The sequence below is a fragment of the Mesorhizobium sp. LSHC420B00 genome (assembly GCF_000503055.1).
Classification (GTDB): Bacteria; Pseudomonadota; Alphaproteobacteria; order Rhizobiales; family Rhizobiaceae; genus Mesorhizobium.
In genome coordinates this window covers 1-17,957 of the sequence record NZ_AYVY01000027.1, presented here as the reverse complement: position 1 = coordinate 17,957, position 17,957 = coordinate 1, and the positions used below count along the sequence as shown (strand labels likewise).

The 17,957-nt window shown below is 60.6% G+C and carries 18 protein-coding genes, 1 tRNA gene and 1 pseudogene; 6 read left to right on the top strand and 14 right to left on the bottom strand.

Features of this window, described 5'->3' with window-relative positions; all coding sequences use genetic code 11:
- Positions 1-14: 14 nt before the first annotated feature.
- Entirely contained in the window at positions 15-599 is a 585-nt protein-coding gene (locus tag X760_RS76630; protein WP_023721645.1) for a hypothetical protein, read from the top strand.
- 97 nt (positions 600-696) lie between these two features.
- Entirely contained in the window at positions 697-1,206 is a 510-nt protein-coding gene (locus X760_RS66745) for a hypothetical protein (RefSeq protein WP_156948208.1), read from the top strand.
- A gap of 127 nt (positions 1,207-1,333) precedes the next feature.
- Here the strand turns inward: X760_RS66745 and X760_RS0139315 are convergent, their stop codons facing one another.
- Positions 1,334-1,690 carry a DUF2958 domain-containing protein gene (locus X760_RS0139315; protein WP_031194767.1) on the bottom strand — a complete coding sequence of 119 codons (357 nt, stop codon included), beginning with the start codon at positions 1,688-1,690 and terminating at the stop codon, positions 1,334-1,336.
- A gap of 9 nt (positions 1,691-1,699) precedes the next feature.
- Complete coding sequence (locus X760_RS0139310) at positions 1,700-1,915, bottom strand: hypothetical protein (protein WP_031194765.1); 216 nt, start codon at positions 1,913-1,915, stop codon at positions 1,700-1,702.
- A gap of 927 nt (positions 1,916-2,842) precedes the next feature.
- Between X760_RS0139310 and X760_RS66740 the strand changes: the two genes are divergently transcribed.
- Complete coding sequence (locus X760_RS66740; RefSeq protein WP_023721643.1) at positions 2,843-3,715, top strand: phage integrase N-terminal domain-containing protein; 873 nt, start codon at positions 2,843-2,845, stop codon at positions 3,713-3,715.
- Positions 3,715-4,017, top strand: coding sequence for a hypothetical protein (locus X760_RS66735; RefSeq protein WP_023721642.1), 303 nt, complete (start codon positions 3,715-3,717; stop codon positions 4,015-4,017). Before X760_RS66740 ends, X760_RS66735 begins: the two co-directional genes overlap by 1 nt.
- A 238-nt stretch (positions 4,018-4,255) precedes the next feature.
- On the opposite strand, the gene X760_RS66730 is transcribed toward X760_RS66735, so the two are convergent.
- Positions 4,256-4,786, bottom strand: a complete 531-nt coding sequence (locus X760_RS66730; RefSeq protein WP_023721641.1) for a hypothetical protein — start codon at positions 4,784-4,786, stop codon at positions 4,256-4,258.
- Positions 4,787-4,830: 44 nt separating this feature from the next.
- Positions 4,831-5,010: a hypothetical protein gene (locus X760_RS66725; RefSeq protein ID WP_023721640.1), complete on the bottom strand. Its 180-nt coding sequence runs from the start codon at positions 5,008-5,010 to the stop codon at positions 4,831-4,833.
- Positions 5,011-5,854: 844 nt separating this feature from the next.
- Here X760_RS66725 and X760_RS66720 point away from each other — a divergent pair.
- Both X760_RS66720 and X760_RS73865 read left to right on the top strand, forming a co-directional pair.
- On the top strand, positions 5,855-7,489 hold the full coding sequence (locus tag X760_RS66720) for a type IV secretory system conjugative DNA transfer family protein (protein WP_051409742.1): 1,635 nt from the start codon (positions 5,855-5,857) through the stop codon (positions 7,487-7,489).
- 8 nt (positions 7,490-7,497) lie between these two features.
- Positions 7,498-8,727: a M48 family metalloprotease gene (locus X760_RS73865; RefSeq protein ID WP_051409741.1), complete on the top strand. Its 1,230-nt coding sequence runs from the start codon at positions 7,498-7,500 to the stop codon at positions 8,725-8,727.
- A gap of 11 nt (positions 8,728-8,738) precedes the next feature.
- On the opposite strand, the gene X760_RS66715 is transcribed toward X760_RS73865, so the two are convergent.
- The 10 genes and pseudogenes from X760_RS66715 to tuf form a co-directional block, all read right to left on the bottom strand.
- A complete protein-coding gene (locus X760_RS66715) occupies positions 8,739-9,200 on the bottom strand; it encodes a hypothetical protein (RefSeq protein WP_023721637.1) in 462 nt (153 codons plus the stop codon).
- Positions 9,201-9,530: 330 nt separating this feature from the next.
- The gene (locus tag X760_RS66710; protein WP_023721636.1) at positions 9,531-10,625 is read right to left on the bottom strand and encodes a MobA/MobL family protein; all 1,095 of its coding nucleotides are present in this window, start codon (positions 10,623-10,625) and stop codon (positions 9,531-9,533) included.
- A 269-nt stretch (positions 10,626-10,894) separates the two neighbouring features.
- Positions 10,895-12,172, bottom strand: a complete 1,278-nt coding sequence (locus X760_RS66705) for a site-specific integrase (RefSeq protein WP_245278702.1) — start codon at positions 12,170-12,172, stop codon at positions 10,895-10,897.
- Positions 12,173-12,219: 47 nt separating this feature from the next.
- Positions 12,220-12,295, bottom strand: a tRNA-Trp gene (locus X760_RS66700).
- A gap of 77 nt (positions 12,296-12,372) precedes the next feature.
- Positions 12,373-12,888 (bottom strand): hypothetical protein, encoded by a 516-nt coding sequence (locus tag X760_RS66695; RefSeq protein ID WP_023721634.1) that lies wholly within the window; start codon positions 12,886-12,888, stop codon positions 12,373-12,375.
- A gap of 130 nt (positions 12,889-13,018) precedes the next feature.
- The gene (locus tag X760_RS66690) at positions 13,019-13,501 is read right to left on the bottom strand and encodes a group II truncated hemoglobin (RefSeq protein WP_023721633.1); all 483 of its coding nucleotides are present in this window, start codon (positions 13,499-13,501) and stop codon (positions 13,019-13,021) included.
- A gap of 105 nt (positions 13,502-13,606) precedes the next feature.
- Positions 13,607-15,394 (bottom strand): hypothetical protein, encoded by a 1,788-nt coding sequence (locus X760_RS78225; RefSeq protein ID WP_023721632.1) that lies wholly within the window; start codon positions 15,392-15,394, stop codon positions 13,607-13,609.
- Between the two features lie 223 nt (positions 15,395-15,617).
- Positions 15,618-15,791, bottom strand: coding sequence for a hypothetical protein (locus X760_RS78935; protein ID WP_156948204.1), 174 nt, complete (start codon positions 15,789-15,791; stop codon positions 15,618-15,620).
- A 21-nt stretch (positions 15,792-15,812) separates the two neighbouring features.
- The gene (locus tag X760_RS66680) at positions 15,813-17,498 is read right to left on the bottom strand and encodes a hypothetical protein (RefSeq protein ID WP_023721630.1); all 1,686 of its coding nucleotides are present in this window, start codon (positions 17,496-17,498) and stop codon (positions 15,813-15,815) included.
- A 150-nt stretch (positions 17,499-17,648) separates the two neighbouring features.
- Positions 17,649-17,957: pseudogene (gene tuf / locus X760_RS66675) on the bottom strand (elongation factor Tu); the annotation flags it as partial.

Here is a 17,957-nt window from a genome sequence, read left to right as displayed (position 1 = left end):
TCGAGGATTCTCGTTTGAAAACGAAAACGATCCATACCAGCCCCAAAAAGAAGTCCCGACTGGGCATCGATGAGGGCTTGGTCATAGAAGCCGTGGTCGATGGAAATAAGCTTGTGGATCAGTCAGGCAAGGTTGTCGGATGGCTTGACGAACGTAGAGGCAATTTCGTGAAAGGCTTTGGCGGCCAGAATCTTAGTCGAAAAGGCTCCGTTATTGTCACTGACGCTCGTGGAAAGAAGTTATCTGGAGCAGCAATCGAATCAACTAAATTATTTTTCCAGCCTTATGAATTGAGTTACAGTAAAGTTGTTACTCCTAAGAAGGGCCGACGCAGCCCTTCAAAAGGTTACATCGTCGCGCCCGACAAACCTGAAAGGGCAACGACTGTGCAACCCGATACCGTTTCACAACTTTCGCCAACCGACGCTATGCCTACGCATAACGTTGATATGAAAGCTCTTTTCTCCGAGATCGATAAGGTCAACTCGCCCAAAAAGCTCAAACAGCTCGCCGCCAAGACGGTAGAGAAATTTGATAAGGAGTGGGGCCTAAAGCCCCGTCCAGAGGAAGAGTTCGTCACGTTTCGTAAATCTAAGTAGCCCTTCGGGGCTACTTTCGTGTTTGGGGGGGGGACTTTTGGAGGGTCGTTACATTACGGCCTATCACGGCACGACGTCGGATAGGGCAAGCGCCATTATGGCCGGTGATTTCCAGTTAATTCCTAGAGAAGGATCTTGGTTGGGAACCGGGTTCTACCTGTTCTATCGCGCTCCCGGACGCGCAGCGGAGTGGGCTCGATCAGTGGCCGACCGTCGCCGCAAAAACAATCCTGGCATCGGTCCGGCCGTCATCGAATGCGAAGTCGACCTCGCCGACACCATCAATTTGCTAGACAGTACGGACCGTCACTGGGAAGCGCTGAAACGGCTGGCGACCGCCACCATCAGGACACCTCGTCAAGTGGGGCCATGGTCAATGGTTTCGGATCCGTCCAACCCCCAGCTTTACCGGAATTACGACGATAATGATCTCGTCAACGCCTATGTCGAGCTCCTGCGCCGGCAGAGACCGGTTTCCAGTATCATGGCTGCGTTTATGGAAGGCGCTCCAGTCTTTGATACGTCGTGGCTCTACGATCATTCCCACCTTTGCATCTCGATACTCACCAAAAACGCAATCCGAAGCCGCAAACTCGTTGAGCTTTGAGTTTTCGTAGATCATCGGCGCCCAGCCACCTTGCCGCTAGCGGGATTGGCGGTAGCCACGGTGGTGCGCCACAGCTTTCGACATTCAACGCCACCCCAAAGGACGGCGTTGAAAACGGTGTCGATCGCTACACTCGGAGGCGGCCGAGTCGTCGTGCCTCCTCGGCATAAGCCGACAGAGGCTTATCCGCGCGGAAATGCCGGTCACGCTCGACCGGCAGGCCAAGGCGTCCGCGCACCGACGCAAGTTCGGTGAGGCTGACGCTGCCAAGCTCGGGACAACCAAGCCCGAGGTCACAAAGGCCGAAGGCGATATCCGGGTCTTCCGGATCGATCTCGGTGAGGAGCCAGGTCGCGCCGGCATCCGGCGTGAACAGTTTGACGACGGGCATGAAGTCGATTTCGCCGTCGGTGCCGCGGAGAGGAAGCTGCTGGCGACCGTTCGCCAGCAGCTTGTTCCGCAGGTCTTGGGTCAAGAGCTGCATGGCGGCCTCCTATTCTTCGTCTTTGGGAGCGCGAAGGACGATGCGTCCGTCGAGCGGCAGGGCGTCGAGGAGGAGCGTGCCGCCTTCGCCGTCGTCGTGGGCGAAGAAGGAGCCGATGCGGGTCCAGAAGCCCTTCTGGCCGTCCTTGCCGTCCCGCACGGTGTAGGCGTGGTAGATCGGCATCTTGGGCTCGGACTTCGTTTCGGTGTTGCGTTTGATGGTCATGGTCTTTTCCTTTGGTTGATGGTTGCTGTCCCGGAGGACGGTTCCAAAGGAGACGGCGCACAGGGCTGGCTTGTCCCCAACACGGGAGCGCAGCGAAGGAGCGGGCAGGAACGGGACAAGACGGCCGCGCCGGCTAGAAGAGAACAGTCATCAGCTCCGGGCAGACCATCGACGGAAAGGCCAGAGGCCAATCGCGCGACACCGGACGTGACGAGCCAAATTCGATACCACGAGCACGCTATGGCGGAGGCTGGAGGCCTGCCGGACGGGCCGCAGTCCTGGCTCCGTATGCACAGACTGCGTAGGCGGCCACCGACCCGCCAAGCCCGGCCCACAAGGGCCACCGCTTGCCGCGCCGAACGCAAATACGGGATCCGGGCCAATGCCATTGGCCAGGAACGCGGAGAAGCGTGACGAGCATGGTCGGGCATGGAATGTCCGACGATGCCGGCGGCCGGCGGTCTGTCACTCGCCAATGTATTGGGGAGTGACAGACCGCCCGCAATCCCACGGTGGATGCCGGGTTCGCGCAAACGCCACTGCATGACCTGCAAATGACGCTGCGGTTCGCTGATCATTTCCGGTGCAATGTGCTGGCCATGAGCAGGCGACAGCCTCCACTATCCCGGCGGGCAAAAAACTGCCTGATCCATCTCACCCGACCATTTCCCCAACCAAAGGAGAGCAGAATGACTGCTTATCGCATAGGTGCGCCGCCGCGGCGGCCACACCTCCGGTTTCGACCTCTCGGTAACCGGATGCCCAACAGGGCAAACCATATCGGCCAGCCACCCGGCTGGCTCGGGAGGCTCATACCGTAAGGAAACTACGCATTCCGGCCCTGCCGCGAATGACCTTCGCGGGGTGTCACGCTCTACGGACGTGCATCGGCCATCAACACTCAGCCAAAAACAAAAAGCGAGCAAGATGGACGATCTGACCATGGACCTGGTGCGGCTGTGCCAACGCAACCGGGACGGCTCTTATGGCACTCAAAACAACCGCCGGCGCGGCCTGTCCGCAATGGCCAACGACCTCGTGGACCTCGGCTACAAGTTGCCGTCCGCGACCTCCCTCAAACCCAAGCATGTAGAGGCCCTCGTCGAACGATGGCTTGATACCGATACCTCGGATGCGAGTATCCGCAACCGCCTCACCTGGCTGCGCTGGTGGGCGGAGAAGGTCAACAAGGTTAACGTCGTCAACCGCGACAATGCCGCGTACGGCGTCGCCGAACGTGGCGAGGTCACGCGCAACCGTGCGCAAACCCTCGACCATGCCAAGCTTGGCACCATCGAATGCCCCTACATCAAGGCCTCGATTCTCCTCCAGGTGGCGTTTGGCCTAAGGCGCGAGGAAGCCATGAAGTTCCAGCCGCAGGCGGCCATCCGTGCCGACCAGATCGCCTTGCAGGCGAGCTGGACGAAAGGGGGCCGGGCGCGCACCGTGCCGGTGACCACGCTGGAACAGCGGCAGGTCCTCGAACACATCATGCGCCTCGTCCCCGGCGGCGGATCGCTGATCCCCGCGCAAATGACCTATGTCGAACACCTCAAGCGGTTCGAGTATCAGACCCTCAAGGCTGGTCTGCGCAATACCCACGGATTCCGCCACGCCTATGCGCAGCAACGCTATGCGGTGCTGACCGGGCATGCCTGCCCCCTGGCAGGCGGCAAGCGCTGGGCTGACATGAGCGGAAACGAACGTGCCGCCGACCGCGCGGCGCGCCACCGGATTTCCGCCGAGCTGGGCCACGGCCGCCTGAAAATCACCGACACTTACCTCGGGAGTGCCTTCTGATGAAACGCGCGGAAGGCAATGTCCTCATGGCCACCAATACGAGGACGAAATACGCTGAAAGGCTCTTCAAGCCCGCGACGATCGCGGCCGCCATCGATGAGGCCGCCTTCCAAGGCCATCGCCGCTACCGTGTGGTGCAGGAGTTTCCATTCGACCTTTCTGATACGGAGGCCGCTAAGGCGCTTGAGAAATGGCTCGATTCCGAGCAGTTCGAATACGTCTGGCGTCCGACCCGTCTCGAACAGGATGATTTCCGCCCGTCCATCGTGGCGGAATACCCGGAACTTGAGATTTCCTGGTGAACGCTGGAGGCGAGGCAGTTATGAAAACTAGCAAATGAGGCGTACGCCTGAAGAGGCAAAGGGATGTTCATCCCCGTCTTTTGTTTTGGCTTCGGTTCAGGAGGCAGTGGGCGGCAGTGCAGGCGCACGGCTTTGGCGGTGTTCGCCGCAGTCGTGCACTAACTCACGCAACACGTCGGCCCGACGCGCTGCATTGAGCGGTTGACGTCAAATCGCCCTGACAAGATAGAACGGATAGCTACAACTGGTCTGAAAATATTGGATATTTCAGAGCCCTAACAAAAAATTTGCCTCGTCCCGGCTCTTTTTTCATTTCTCTGCAGAGCACTTGGACATGTTCGATTTTCGTTGCGGAGTAGGCCTTGGTCTCAAACTGCATAATGGCTCGATAAAGGTAGGCGCATATATCAACCGCCACGTATTCGTGGCTGAACGAAACGATAAATTCAGTCAGACCTTTATCGATTCTCTGCGTTTCCATCGCTACATTGATTGAGCTGCCTTGCACAATCACCGTGTCAAACTTCGAAAGGAGGTGACAGAGTTCCCCTAAGAACTCTTGACTGGTAATTCGATGCATCGGCTCGCTGACGAGGTAGCGCTTCCTTTGCAAAAGCTCTGTCCAAATCGAATGGACGTAACCAAGCTCAGGCCCAACGATAAGGCGGAGCCCAGTATTTTCTCGGATGTTTTCCAGAGTTCTTTGAAACTCGCTTTCAAAAAACGAGTAGTCGAGCAGCCGTCGGAAAAATTCGTATCGAGTTTTCATATGCTCCGCACCCCTCAAGGGGCGCGGAACATATCAAAGTCTAATCATTTGTGTAGCCGGAAAAGCGTTTGACGCAGCGAAATCTTTTCATGCGTCGACAGTTTGGTGGTTGGAAGTTCCACATCAAGCCGCTTCAACGTGTCATCAAACGACAACGTCTGCTTGTTCTTGCTCTTATTCTGAGGGGAAACGGATTTTTCGATGGTGCCAGGTTGTGTTGCCACTAATCTATTCCTTCATTCGATCAATGGGCAAGACGATTGCTCGTCCTGCCATGACGCAGTGACGAGCTCGACATTCGCTCAATCCGATGATAGGACATAATTCCCAGCCCGTAAACTACTACCCGAGCCTATTTAATGCATATTTTGGATAAGAAAAGTGGTGTTTTTTCGCAACACTTTCAATGTTTTTCCCAGAATGCGAGGAATTGCCCGGTGGATAAGTTGGTCGCTGTCGCCGCTTAGCATGAAACGGGTGACGCCAGAGCACACATGGTTGATCTAAACAACGGGAGGCGAGTCTAGCCCCCATCCGTGTCCCCAGAGCAGTCTTGCGCTGCTGGAGGCAGTCGATATCTAGGGTCTCGAGCGTTGGCCATTTCTCGCAGGTCGGACTATCAGAAAGTACGTATGTCTTGAAAACACGGGCATTCGGCCACGGCTCTTCTGTGCCCACATCAAAAGCTCGGATCACCCGTCGGTTGTCACGGAATACCCTGAACCGGAGATTTCCTGGTGAAATGCCGGAAACAAGGGCAACTGCAAGGAACAGTAATCAAGGCGTCAAAGAACGGAAACAAGGCGTTCGCCTGCTCAAGAGGCAAGGGGATGTTCATCCCCGTCTTTTGTTTCTTGCCTCCGCTTCCGGAGGCCTCTGGCACAGCAGTTCTGCTGTGTGACTGAAAGGCGGGCATCCCGGCCCGCCAGCTTTCCACTCCGGCCCCCTACAGCAATCTCTTCACCAATCCGCGAGCGAACCGTCTGGAAAATTCATCTCGCCCCGCCAAAGGGGTTTATGCCAGCTGTTTGTTGGTGTTACATCGTCCAGTCTTGCGGGGGCTGGGGCATGCCGGATTGGTTCAAGGATTTCGATCCCTTGAAGGGAATGGAGCCGTTCGGATCGTCCAGCAAAGGGGCGACAGACGGCCTGTCCACCGGGATTAAGATCGGTAGCGCCATCAGCAACATGTTCGCCCAACGGCGGGCGCGCAAACGGATCGAAAACGAGCAGCGCGAGGAGGAACGGCGCGTCGACGAGGGCATCGCCAACCCGCCGCCGCTGCATGGTTCGGCGCGCTGGGCCGATGCCTCCGATCTCCTGAAAGCCGACCTGCTGCACCCGGCGCCGAAATTTGAGAGCGCGTCTTCGATTCTGATCGGGGCCTTCGAGGACCCCGCCCTCGGCGGCGCCGTCGCCGGCCAGATTCACTGGGACGGCGAAGGGCACCTCCTCACTGTGGCGCCGACACGCTCCGGCAAATCGACGACGACGATCATCCCGAACCTGGTGCGCTACAAGGGGTCATGCGTCGTGCTTGACCCCAAGGGCGAACTCTACGCGCAAACGGCGGCCTGGCGCCGGCAGAACGTCGGGCCGGTTTACCGGATCGCACCGTTCCAGCCTGAAACGGACGCCTACAACCCGCTCGACGGCGTGGCCTCGTTTTCCGATGCCCAGGCGCTTGCCGACCTGATCATGCCGCCCGATCAGTATGCGCCGGACTTCTTCCGCAAGGATGCCATCTCAGTCCTTACGGCCATTATCATGTTCGTCACCGAGGCGGCTCCGCCGGGCCATCGCAGCATGGCCGAGGTGCGGCGCATCACCGCCGCGCCGCTCGACCTCTTCACCGAGGCGATCAGGACCATGGCCGGCTCGCGCAACCATGCCATCGCGAATGCCGCCAACATTGTCCTTGGCAAGGACCGCAGCAAATCCATTCCGAATCTCCGTGACACGATCAACACCGAGTTCGCCCTTTGGGACGACCCGGGACTCCACCGCGCGACCTCGGTGGCGTCATTTGATTTCCGTTCTCTGAAGGATGCACCGGCGACCGTCTACATCACCGTGCCGTTCCACAAGATGTCCGCGTATGCCGCGTTCCTGAAGATCACACTCACCACCGCCCTTGACGCGATGCTCCAGAACGAAACCATCCCCGACATCCCCGTCCTCTTCATCCTTGATGAGTTCCTGAGCCTGGGGCCGTTCCCGCGCTTCCGCGACGCCATCCGCACGCATGCCGGCGCGGGCGTCCGCCTCTGGTTCTTCCTGCAGGACGTGCCCACGCTGGAAGAACATTACCCCGCCGGCTGGAAGACGTTCTTCAACACCTCGGTGAAGACGTTCTTCGGCACCGACGAACACTTCACCGCCGCGATGATCTCGGATTTCCTCGGCGACCAGACGCGCGGCTACCGCACGGCAGGGACCAGCAACAGCGCCTCGACCGGCCCGGTCTTCAGCGGCAATGGCGCAGGCACCGGCTCGGTCAATCACGGCATCGCCTATTCCGGCCGTCCCCTGCTGACGCCGGACGAAGTGACGGAACTGCTCAGTGGCTCCGCCGCGGACCAGACCCGCAGCGGCCTGGTCTTTGCGCGGGGCGTCCGCCCGATCCGGGCCAAGCTCGTGCCCTGGTATCTGGGGCAAGCCTGCCGTGAGCGCGTCACTCCACCAGCCAATCGCAGAACGTGAGGAGCGGTATGACCTCTGGTGCTTTCCTGGACGACGTTAAGCCCCTAGCTGCCAGGTATTTGACGGCCACGGCGCTGCGGCTCGGCTGGTACGCGATCAACAGCGGCCTTAGGCTTTACCCGAGCGTTGTTCTGCCGCTGCCGCCCCACCTTGATTGGCCAGGCCTGTTCGTGCTGGTCGACCTGGGGCTTACGATCTGGCAGGTGGTGCTCCTCATCAAAGTCGTGAAAGCCGCCTTGATCCGCTATCAACCGGATACCGCCGCAACGCTCCACCTGACGACCGCGCCGGGTGAAACCCGGGAACGTGACCTGACCTCCTTAAGCCGGACCGTCGTCAGCACCCCGCTCGTGCTGGCGGGCACCGTGCTGTTTACCTGCGTCTTCATTCAATGGCTGATCACGGGCGGCCCGCTCGGTGTGCCCTTCGTGTTTATGCCGCTGGACAGCCCGGGATGGGTGATCGGCGGACTCCTGGCGGTTGCCGGCCTCGTCTACGGCAACAGGTTTACCGCCCGGGCCAAGGCCAGGGTCGGCAATTCGTTCGGGGTTGAGTACCTCCAGGCCAATCACCCGCTTGCGCAGCGTGTCGCCGGACATGCCGCGACGCTTGGCATCAAGCCGCCGGCCGTCGGCGTGGTGAATGTCACCAACGCCTTTGCCATGGGAACCCGCAAAGACGCGGCGGTCGTGATTGGCAAGCCCCTGTTGAACCTGCTGTCGCCGCAGGAGCTCGACGCGGTGATTGGCCACGAACTCGGGCACGTGGTCTACAACGACGTGGAACGGATGCAGTTCGCGGAAGGGTTCCAGACCATGATGGGTCACGTGGCGAATTTCGGCACGGTCATCGCGACGACAGTGGTGGCGCAGGCCACCAAAGACAAGCGCTACGGGCGCGATGTGACGGAGGTGACCGGCGCCATGGGCACGGCGGCCCGGCACACGCTTTTTGCCGGGTCCGAGCTTATGGTGAAGGGGCTGTCGCGCGCCCGTGAGTTCAAGGCCGATGCCATCGGTGCCAGCATTGCTTCACCGGAGGCGATGATTGGCGCCCTCGAGCGGGTCCATGGCATACCGGCCAAGCCGACCGGGGTCGAAAACAAATACGGCTACCTGATGTTTCGCGGCGGCAAAATGGGGGCTTTGTTCAGTACCCACCCTACGCTCAAACGCCGCACCGATGCCCTTCGCAGCGGCGCCCACCTGAAAATGCTTCGCGGGAAAAAGGCCGCCTGATCCTTGCAGGCTTAGCGATCTCGCTGCCATTCCGGGCTTAAGTCCCGCTCTTCCTCATGGCCACCGGAAGCAGCAGCGCCGGGTGACCGCTTGACCCACCATGGATCGGCGTCCGCCTGGATCTGACGTTGCATGCCATCGAAATGCGCCGGGTTAACAGCGCGCATCTCCTCCAACTGGTCGCGGAGCCCGCGGTACTCCTGAAACAAGGCCGGAAGACGCAAGCTGGCGTCGATGGCCTGCTCCTTCCGGGCCCCGTCCCGGGGCATCTCGCCGAGCGAGAACAGATGGTTTTTCAGGATTTCGTACGAATGGGCATCGTTCAAGGCGAACTTGGTCCACTCGCCATAAGCGACATCGGGCTGCTCAAAGCAGCGCCCGAAGAGATCGGCGAACTGGCGGTTGAGCTGAACCATCCGCGTAGTCAGTTTCTGCATGTCTGCTTCCGGGTCGATCGAATAATCCCTCGCCATCGCGATATCCTTTGACAGACTGTAGGAATAATGTCCTATTTTCTCTATGCGGCCCTATTGGATCAGAAGGTTAGACTACGAACTTGCATTAGCAAAGCGGCGCCGCTGGCGCGATTGGCCAACCTGGTTGTGGTTTCACCTGGTGAAACGACACTACTATGCCTACCTGCTCTACCGTCGCCGCAAGCTCGGAACCTATCGGGTAGGGTTGCCACCCAGCGCTACCGCAACCCGCGTGCGCCGCACCACGCTCGCGGAGGCGCTGCCCCCCAGGCATTTTCCAAAAGATACACTGCACTAGCGTTCCACACATCCCGGCCGGGACGCCAGTCAGCGGGTCCGCCACCACGCCTCGCGGTCCCGTTCAGGTGCGTCAGGTTCGCTTTCCGGTTGCCTTTGGTGTTCGGCATTGACCCACCACGCCCTGTCGTTCTCCGCAGTGAGTTCCTGGGCGTTCGGGAGCGGATAACGGTCAGCCGGTTGCTCGACCTCGGCAATCATCCTGTCCTGCGCCGCCTCCAGCTCATGCGCGGGTATCAGGTCGCCCTCGGGACCTGGAACAGGCCGATCGCGCCCGGCAACCGGATCGCCCTGCTCGTGATCGCGCGACTGCCAATAGAGCCAGAATTCGTCACGTTCGCGCTCACTCATGTCCGGCGCCGGCTCGCGGCTTTCAGGCGGCCAGTCCCGTCTCAGGGACAGGTGGGGATACAGGTCGGCAAGCGGGTTTGGCATTCTCAGCTCCTGGCGGACCGTGGCAATACGTTCTACGTCAATCTGGGCCCGGCGTGCCCGTCGCGCCTGGCGATCGGCACCTACGTGCTGGCCCGCGCGCTGGGCCGAACCGATCGCGGCATGGCTGCGGGCATCGATGCGGGCATCGAGGCCGGCGCTGGCAAAGCTGGCGTTGGCGATCTTGGCCCACATGGCACGCGCGTCGGTGACGAAGCGAACCCCGTCGGCTTCCCGGAGCTTTCCGGCGAAGCCTCCCGCAGTGATCCGACGCGTTGTCAGCAGCAGGTGGGCATGCGGATTGGTGTTGCGACCGTCCTCGTGAATCGCCAAATCGACGACGTAACCCTGGCGCGTGTACGCGTCGGCCATGGCGCCAGTCAACTCCAGCCAAACCGTCGGCGCGACTTCACGCGGCAGCGCAAACTCGATTTCCTTGGCGAGCCGCGCGTCCTTGCGCTTCTCGGCGGCCTCGACGGCATTCCAAAGCTTGGCCCGCTCGCCCATCCAGACAGGAACTCCAGCCGGCATGCGGATCTCGGCGTGAACAACGTCGCGCCGGCCACCAAACGCGCTCTCGCGTTCTTCCGCATCGTTCGGCAGCGTTTCGCCGGCCCGATAGGCGGCGGCGGCGACAACCGAACGGCCGTCACCGCGGCTGATGTTTTTGACGTGCAGATGAAAGATCGCCATGGGTCACCTCTCCATCCGCACTTTGTCGGGCCCCGGCGCACAGTCAAGTTGAAACGCGGTTCTCGATGCTGAGCGGGGTTCCAAGGGGCTTGCCCCTGGCGCACTTGCCGGTTTTCTCCGGGCCGCCCCTCCCGCGCCCGGTTAGAAAACCGAGCAACGCATCGCTTTCTCTGGCTCAATGCGTACACATTGGGCGATGCGTAAGTGCGCTGTACGCATTGCGATAAGCCCCGGACATCTTTCAAGCCTGCCCGGTCCAAGGAGGCACCTCAACTCTCAATCCGCTGTGCCGTCTCGGGCTTGGCCCGCTGTGCCGGCTTGGCCTTGCGCACGTTGATGGCAGCCGCGTCGAGGCGGTTCTTGAGATGCACCGCATAGTGCTTCTCGATCATTTCGACGCTTGTCCGGCAGTTCTTGGCGATCTGGTAGATGTCGGCGCCCTCAAGCAACCGGAAGCTGATGTAGCTGTGGCGGAGCGAATACAGCGTTCGCCGATTGCCCTCGCGGTCGGACTTGAGGCCGAGCTTATCGAGGATGCCGTTGAACTGCTTCTTGTGGTCGACCGGAAAAACCCGGTCGGTGGGCTTCGGCTTGTTGCGCGCCACCATTCGCTGGAAGGGGAATACGGCGCCGGACGTACTTTTGCAGTACCCTACCCCGCGCTTGCCGCGCACCTGGATTTCAAGGATCTTTTGGCCGCTCGCCTCGTCCTTGACGACCTCGACGTCCCGATATTCGAGCCAGGTGGCCTCGTCCGGTCGCAGGCCCGTGTTCGTCAGGAACAGGATCTTGTCGTGGAGCTGGTCCGCCAGCCACACCCGCCAGGCCTGCTCGCCCTTCTTGGCTTTGTGGCTAACGTCTCGCGCCTCCTGCGCGTGGGCCCGCGTCGCTTGGTACAGCTGTTTGTACTCCTCTGGCGTAAACCAGGCGCGATGGACGACCTTCGCGGACTTCTTGTAGGGCTGGGAGATGTCGGGCAGATGCGCCAGCCAGCGATGGCGTACAGCGGTTTTCAGGACCAGCCGCAAGGTCACGGTTTCGTGGTGCAATGTGCTGCGTGAGGGTGCCTTCTTACCTTCGGCAGGCGTCATCCGGGAAATGCGATAGTCCTGCACCGTGCCGGCAGTGATGGTCGAGAGGCCCATCTTACCAAAGAACGGCACCAGATAGGTGCGAACGCGCCGGTAATGATCCTGGACCCAACGGGCATTGCGCTCGCCGTCGGTCAGCACCTCGTATTCAGAGATGAACTGGTCTCCGGCGTCCTTGAACGTTTTCTCGGTCGACAATTCGCCGCGCCGGCCTTTGTCCTTAAGGCCGAAGTACCAATCCTCGGCCCAGTCCTTGGCCCGCGCCAGGCTTTCTTCCTTGGTGCTGACCCGCCAGTTTTTGCCTTTGAGATACGTCGAACACTGCCAAATCGGGCTGTCGTTGCGCCGATAGACGTGAACTTTGCCTTCGAGAATCGTGTGCGTTTCGGCCACCGTCAGACACTCCCTGCGGACGTGCAAGTTTGTGAAAGAGATGTGTAAGGCTAGTTTCGGCACTTCCGGCAATCAAGCGAATTCCTAAATGCTTGATTTTGTTGCCTTAGTGGCACGGGCAGCAGGGCTCGAACCTACGACCTGCGGTTTTGGAGACCGCCGCTCTACCAACTGAGCTATGCCCGTATGCGCATGTCGGCGCAGCAGGCGCTTCCTAAAAGCTTCCGCGCGCTCTGTAAAGAGCGGTGTGCGCTGCCCAGCCTTCATCTTCGAAAGTCGAGGCGTCCTCCCGGCCATTTCCCGTCGATCCGTTGATTGCTGACGACCAAACCGACCCAGGGACGCACGATTTGTGGGTCGGTCAGATTGATATATTTTCCAACCAGCCCTTTCGCACTGACGCGCCGCGCATCAATGAGCCCCTTGCGCACGCCATCATGCCAATCGAACAGTAGGTAAACTCTCTCTCCCGCCGTCGTCAGCTCGCCCCGGCCAGACTTCCATTTACCCTTGCTATCGCCTGGAATCGTGGGGTCGGCACCGCCGTTCCATCGGCTGGACCACCTGCCTTCGATGGTGTCGTTGCGGTCGCCGTCGCTTTCGGTGCCCCAGGCTTCGGCGTTTTCATCGCTTGCAGTTCCCTCCAGTTTTACGCCGGCGGCGAACGCCGACACCTCCTCGTCGTCGGGAGTGGGGACATCCATGACACCGAACGGATTTCGGGTTCCGCGGCTGCCGTCAAAGGTGCTGCCTGAATTTTTCTTGCCTTCCGATCTCATCGCAAAGCCTCCGGTTTTTCAGTGTGGCCCCGCCAGTCGACGGCGACTTTAAACCGTTAGCCTGGAGGACCGAGACCTCCATAGCCACCCGTTTTCCTGGCCGGCAGGGTTTCGACCGATTCGCGCCCGGTCAGTTTCCCGAAGGCGGCTTGTAGGGGCCGCCCGGCACGCCCCAACCCCAGACCGGCATTGGTTCCGCCTCGGGATCGCAGGTCGGACCTTTGTTGGAGTTCATCTTGGCCAGCCGCGATCCCCATTCGATATAGGCCATGAAGGCCGAGCGGAATTCGGGATCGTCAGGCAGCCCGATCTCGTCGGCGGCGTCGGCTAGGAGATTGATCCAGCGCCGGCGCTGCTCCTCCGTCAGATGCTTGCCGAGGTGATGCATCACCATTTCGCGATGGCCGCCATGCTTTTCGCTGTAGGTTTTCGGTCCACCGAAAACTTCGCCGATGAAGGCCGCGACGTGGGCCGGATGGTCCGCCGACATATGCTTGAACACCGGCCCGACAATGGGATCCCGAGAGACGTTGTCGTAGAAGGTCTGGGTCAGGCGGTTCAGCGCTTCGGTGCCGCCGGCCCATTCGAACAATGTCGGGACGTCCTGGCTCATTTGCGATCCCTCGCCTGGCTGGTCTTCTACCACACCGGACGATAGCGGAAACATCCAGCATCGCTCAACCTGTCTCGATGGCCAGCTTCCGAAACCGACGCGCCCCTACAATTTGGCGGGCGCCTCGGCCTGCGCATTGGGCGAGAGCACCACGCGGCAATTGTCAGGCTTCGGCACCGATCTGCACAGGGTGGCACCGGTCAGCTCGTCCACTGATTGCGGCCCAGTCGTCAGTCCGGCCCTCAGCATCACGTCAGGTTCGAGCTGACGCTCGACCGAAATGCGCTGAAGCGTCATGAACAGATCACGGTTGATTGCCATCTCGTCAAGGTAAGCCTTGATCAGCTGGGCTTGTCCCATCAGGTAAAGGCTGAGTAGCGCCCGTGGACCGACAAGCCGCCTGACGCCCCCAGCCAGCATCAGCGCGCAGGCCGAATCGCAGTCGCCTTTCGCATCGCTGGCCACTCCGGCATAGGCGCCATCTTTGGCCAAGCAATTCCACTCTTCCGGGTCGCAGCCAACGAAATCGGTACGGGCAACGGCGACGTCGAGCTTCTTTTCACGGATAAGTCGCCCCATCGCCAGAGCGCTGAACAAGTCGCCGCCTCGCGAGCTCACCACTATAGGCAGCCGCCGGCTGCCAAGCGTAGCGAGCAACTGGCCCAGCTTCTGCGGGGTTTGGCTCGTGATTACGCCTTGTGCCGAGATCCATTCCGGGCAGTCGGGATTGCAGGACGAATTGCTGCGGCGAACCACAACGAAGCGCATCTCGGGTGCCCCGTTCCCCGGCACTGCCACGAGCGGCCGAGCCCACATCCATTCCGGGCAGTGGGGCTCGCACATCGGATCGCTGCCGCGAACGAGTATGAAGCCCTTGTCCGGCGCCTCGTTTCCTGGCACTGCCTCGACCGGCTGAGCAGGTGCCTCCTTGGCCAGGTGAGAAAGTGGGACTTGAGCCGGCTGAGACGGTCCGGCCTTCGCTTCGATTGCTGCCACCTTGGCCGGCTTGGCATTCGCAGGGACCTCCCTGCAGTTCGGCGGCGCAGGACTCCGCTGGCATATGCCCGCCTGCGTAAGTATGTCGAGGGAGTCCCTGCTGGTGATCAGCTTCATCGTCAGCATGTCGTCGAGGGCGATCTGCCGGATGTCGCTGGCGGGCGTGGCCTTCATTCTGTCGATTACGCCCCGTCCGACACCCATGTCCCTGAGATAGGCCGAAAGTTTCCTCTCAAGCGCCTTGCTCATCTCATAGGTCTTGTAGCCGGCATTGTCTTGAGTGATGGTTTCTGTGGTGATCCTATATTTTTTGCCCCGCACAACTCGATAGGTGGTTCGATAGTGCCGTGTTGTGCGGAAATAGGTCGTAGTGATCTGATGGACGCCTAGATAGGCCCAACCGCCGACCACGCGTCCGACGCCTCCGGCAAACATCAGCGGACATGCGGAGTTGCACATGGCACCCCCGTCAGACGCAATGCCGAAATATGCTGCGCCCTTGCCGTCATTGGCCCGGCAATCTTTCATCCCGGGCCAACAATCGGAAAACTTGGTCGTACCGACGGCGATATCGAGCTTGTTTTTGCGGATTATTCGACCAAGCTGGAGCGCAGCATCGACATTGCCGCCCGGGGAATTGACGATGATCGGCAGTTTGCGGCGGCCGAGCGTCTTCAATATGCGCTTGAACTGCGCTGGCGTGCCCGCTTCGATGGCGCCTTCTGCCGAAATCCATTCCGGACAGTTAGACTCGCAGCCGGTCGCGTTGCTGCGCACGACGACGAATCGCATCGGCGAGAGATCATCGGATAATAGCTTCGGATCGGTCCAAGTCGTCGGATCGGACCATTTCGGGAAGACATCCTCGGCCTTTGCGGCGAAGGCAGCCATCGCCATGGCAATAACCAGCAGCCCGCGCCACCACCTTGCCACGCTATCTAAACGGCGTCCCGAAACCACGCTTGGCAAAAGCCCCCTTGATGCAACCTATAATAGTTGCGGCAATGGTGGTTGCAATAGCTTTGAAACACCCGCGCAAGATTGTTCTGCCTCGAGTCAGTAAGCGAAAAAGGCGGCCCGAAGACCGCCCTTTCGCATCGACCGGCAATGCCGGCGCCGATCACTCTATAATGGTGACGACGACGCCAGCACCGACGGTGCGGCCGCCTTCACGGATGGCGAAGCGCAGCTTCTCTTCCATGGCGATCGGCACGATCAGCTCGNCACCGACGGTGCGGCCGCCTTCACGGATGGCGAAGCGCAGCTTCTCTTCCATGGCGATCGGCACGATCAGCTCGCAGCTATCAAGCCCGCCTTACGATTTGACCGGCGTGCTGGCCTGAGCCTTGGCGCCCGAGGCTTCGCGGCAGTTCTCGGGCTGTGGCTCCGATCTGCAGATGCCGGGGCCTGTCAATTCGTCTGCCGATTGATGCCCGGTTGTCAGCCCGTATTTCAGCATCCTGTCGAGTTCGAGCTGCCGTTCGACTGAATTCAGCTGAATTGCGGTAAACAGACCGGGGCCGATGGCCATGTCCTCGAGATAGGCCTTGACCTTTTGCTCCTGCCCTACCGAATGCACGCTCAACTGTGCACGCGGGCCGACGAGGCGTTTGACACCGCCGGCGAGCATGATCGGACAGGCCGAGCCGCACGCGCCGCCAGCATCGACCGTCAGTCCGTTATAGACGCCGTCTTCGGCCGTGCAGTCGGCCTGCCGCGGTTCGCAGCCAATGAAATCTGTCCGCGCCACGGTGACGTCGAGCTTGCGTTCGCGGATCAGCCTTCCGGCCGCCAAAGCACCGAGCACATCACCACCCGGCGAGTTGATGACGATGGGCAGACGCCGGTCGCCGACGCCGTCCAGCAGTTGGCGCAGTTTTTCGGGCGTGTCGGCGGTAATTGTGCCTTCGGCCGAGATCCATTCCGGGCAGTTGGGATTGCAAAGCGGATTGCTGCCGCGGACCAGGACGAAGCGCATGTCTGCGGCCTCCTTCGGCCGCGTGGTTTCGTGCCCTGCGGGTGCAGGCTCGGCGTTCGCCACCACTTCGCCGGCCGGCTTCGCGACATTCGCCGGCGCCGGCAGCTCCCTACAACTCGCCGGCAACGGATCGGATTTGCATAGGGTTGGCGCGGTCAGCAGGTCGACGGCATCCAAGCTGGTGACGAGATTCATTTGCAGCATGTCGTAGGGAACCAGTTGCTGGATGCTGCTGGCCGGCGTGCCTTTCATGGTCTCGAGCACGCCCAGGCCGACGCCCATCTCCTTCAGATAGGCCGCCAGCTTCCGCTCCAGCGGCTTGTTCATCTCGTAGGTCTTGTAGCTGCCGGCGTTCTTCCGGCTGACGACCTTGGTGCTGAGGATCTTCTTCTTACCCTTCACCACGCGGTAGGTGGTGCGGTACAGCAATTTCGTCCGGATATAGGTCGTGGTGATCTGATGGACGCCGAGAAAGGCCCATTCCCCGACCACGCGCCGGATGCCACCGGAAAACATCAACGGACAGGCGGAATTGCAGATGGCGCCGTCGGCATAGGCATTGCCGAAATAACGGGCGCCCTTGCCGTCCTTTTCCTTGCAGTTTTTCACATCTGGCAGACAGCCGACGAACCGGGTTTTGCCGACGGCGATATCGAGCTTGTTCTTGCGGATCAGGCGACCAAGTGTCAGCGCCGCTTCGACATTGCCGCCGGGGGAATCGACGACGATCGGCAGCTTTCGGCCGCCAAGCGCCTTCAGCGTGCGTTTGAACAGGGCCGGCGTGCCGGCTTCTATCGAGCCTTCCGCCGATATCCATTCCGGACAGGTCGGCTCGCAGCCCGGCGCGCTGCTGCGGACGACAACGAACCGCATCGTCGGGCCGAGATCCGGCGTGGATTTTTCCGGCGTGGATTTCTTGGCATCGGCTGCGAAGGCAGCGTGGCCCAAGGCGAGCAACGACACCAGGCAGATCAGCCCTAACGACCACAATGCCTGACTATGCAAACGGCGCCATGGAACCATTCGGGCAGCCCCCTCGATGCAACCTATACTAGTTACGGCAGAGGCGCTTGCAACGGGATTTGAAGCAAGGCGGTTAATCTATTCGAATCAAAAAGGCGGCCCGAAGACCGCCCTTTCGCATTCGATCTCGACCGGCAACGCCGGCGTTGATTACTCTTTGATGGTGACGACGATGCCGGCACCGACGGTGCGGCCGCCTTCACGGATGGCGAAGCGCAGCTTCTCTTCCATGGCGATCGGCACGATCAGCTCGACATCGACGGTGATGTTGTCGCCCGGCATCACCATCTCGGTGCCTTCCGGCAGCGACACGATGCCGGTCACGTCCGTCGTGCGGAAATAGAACTGCGGACGGTAGTTGGTGAAGAACGGCGTGTGACGGCCGCCCTCGTCCTTGGTCAGGATGTAGGCTTCGGCGACGAACTTCTTGTGCGGCTTGACGGTGCCGGGCTTGGCCAG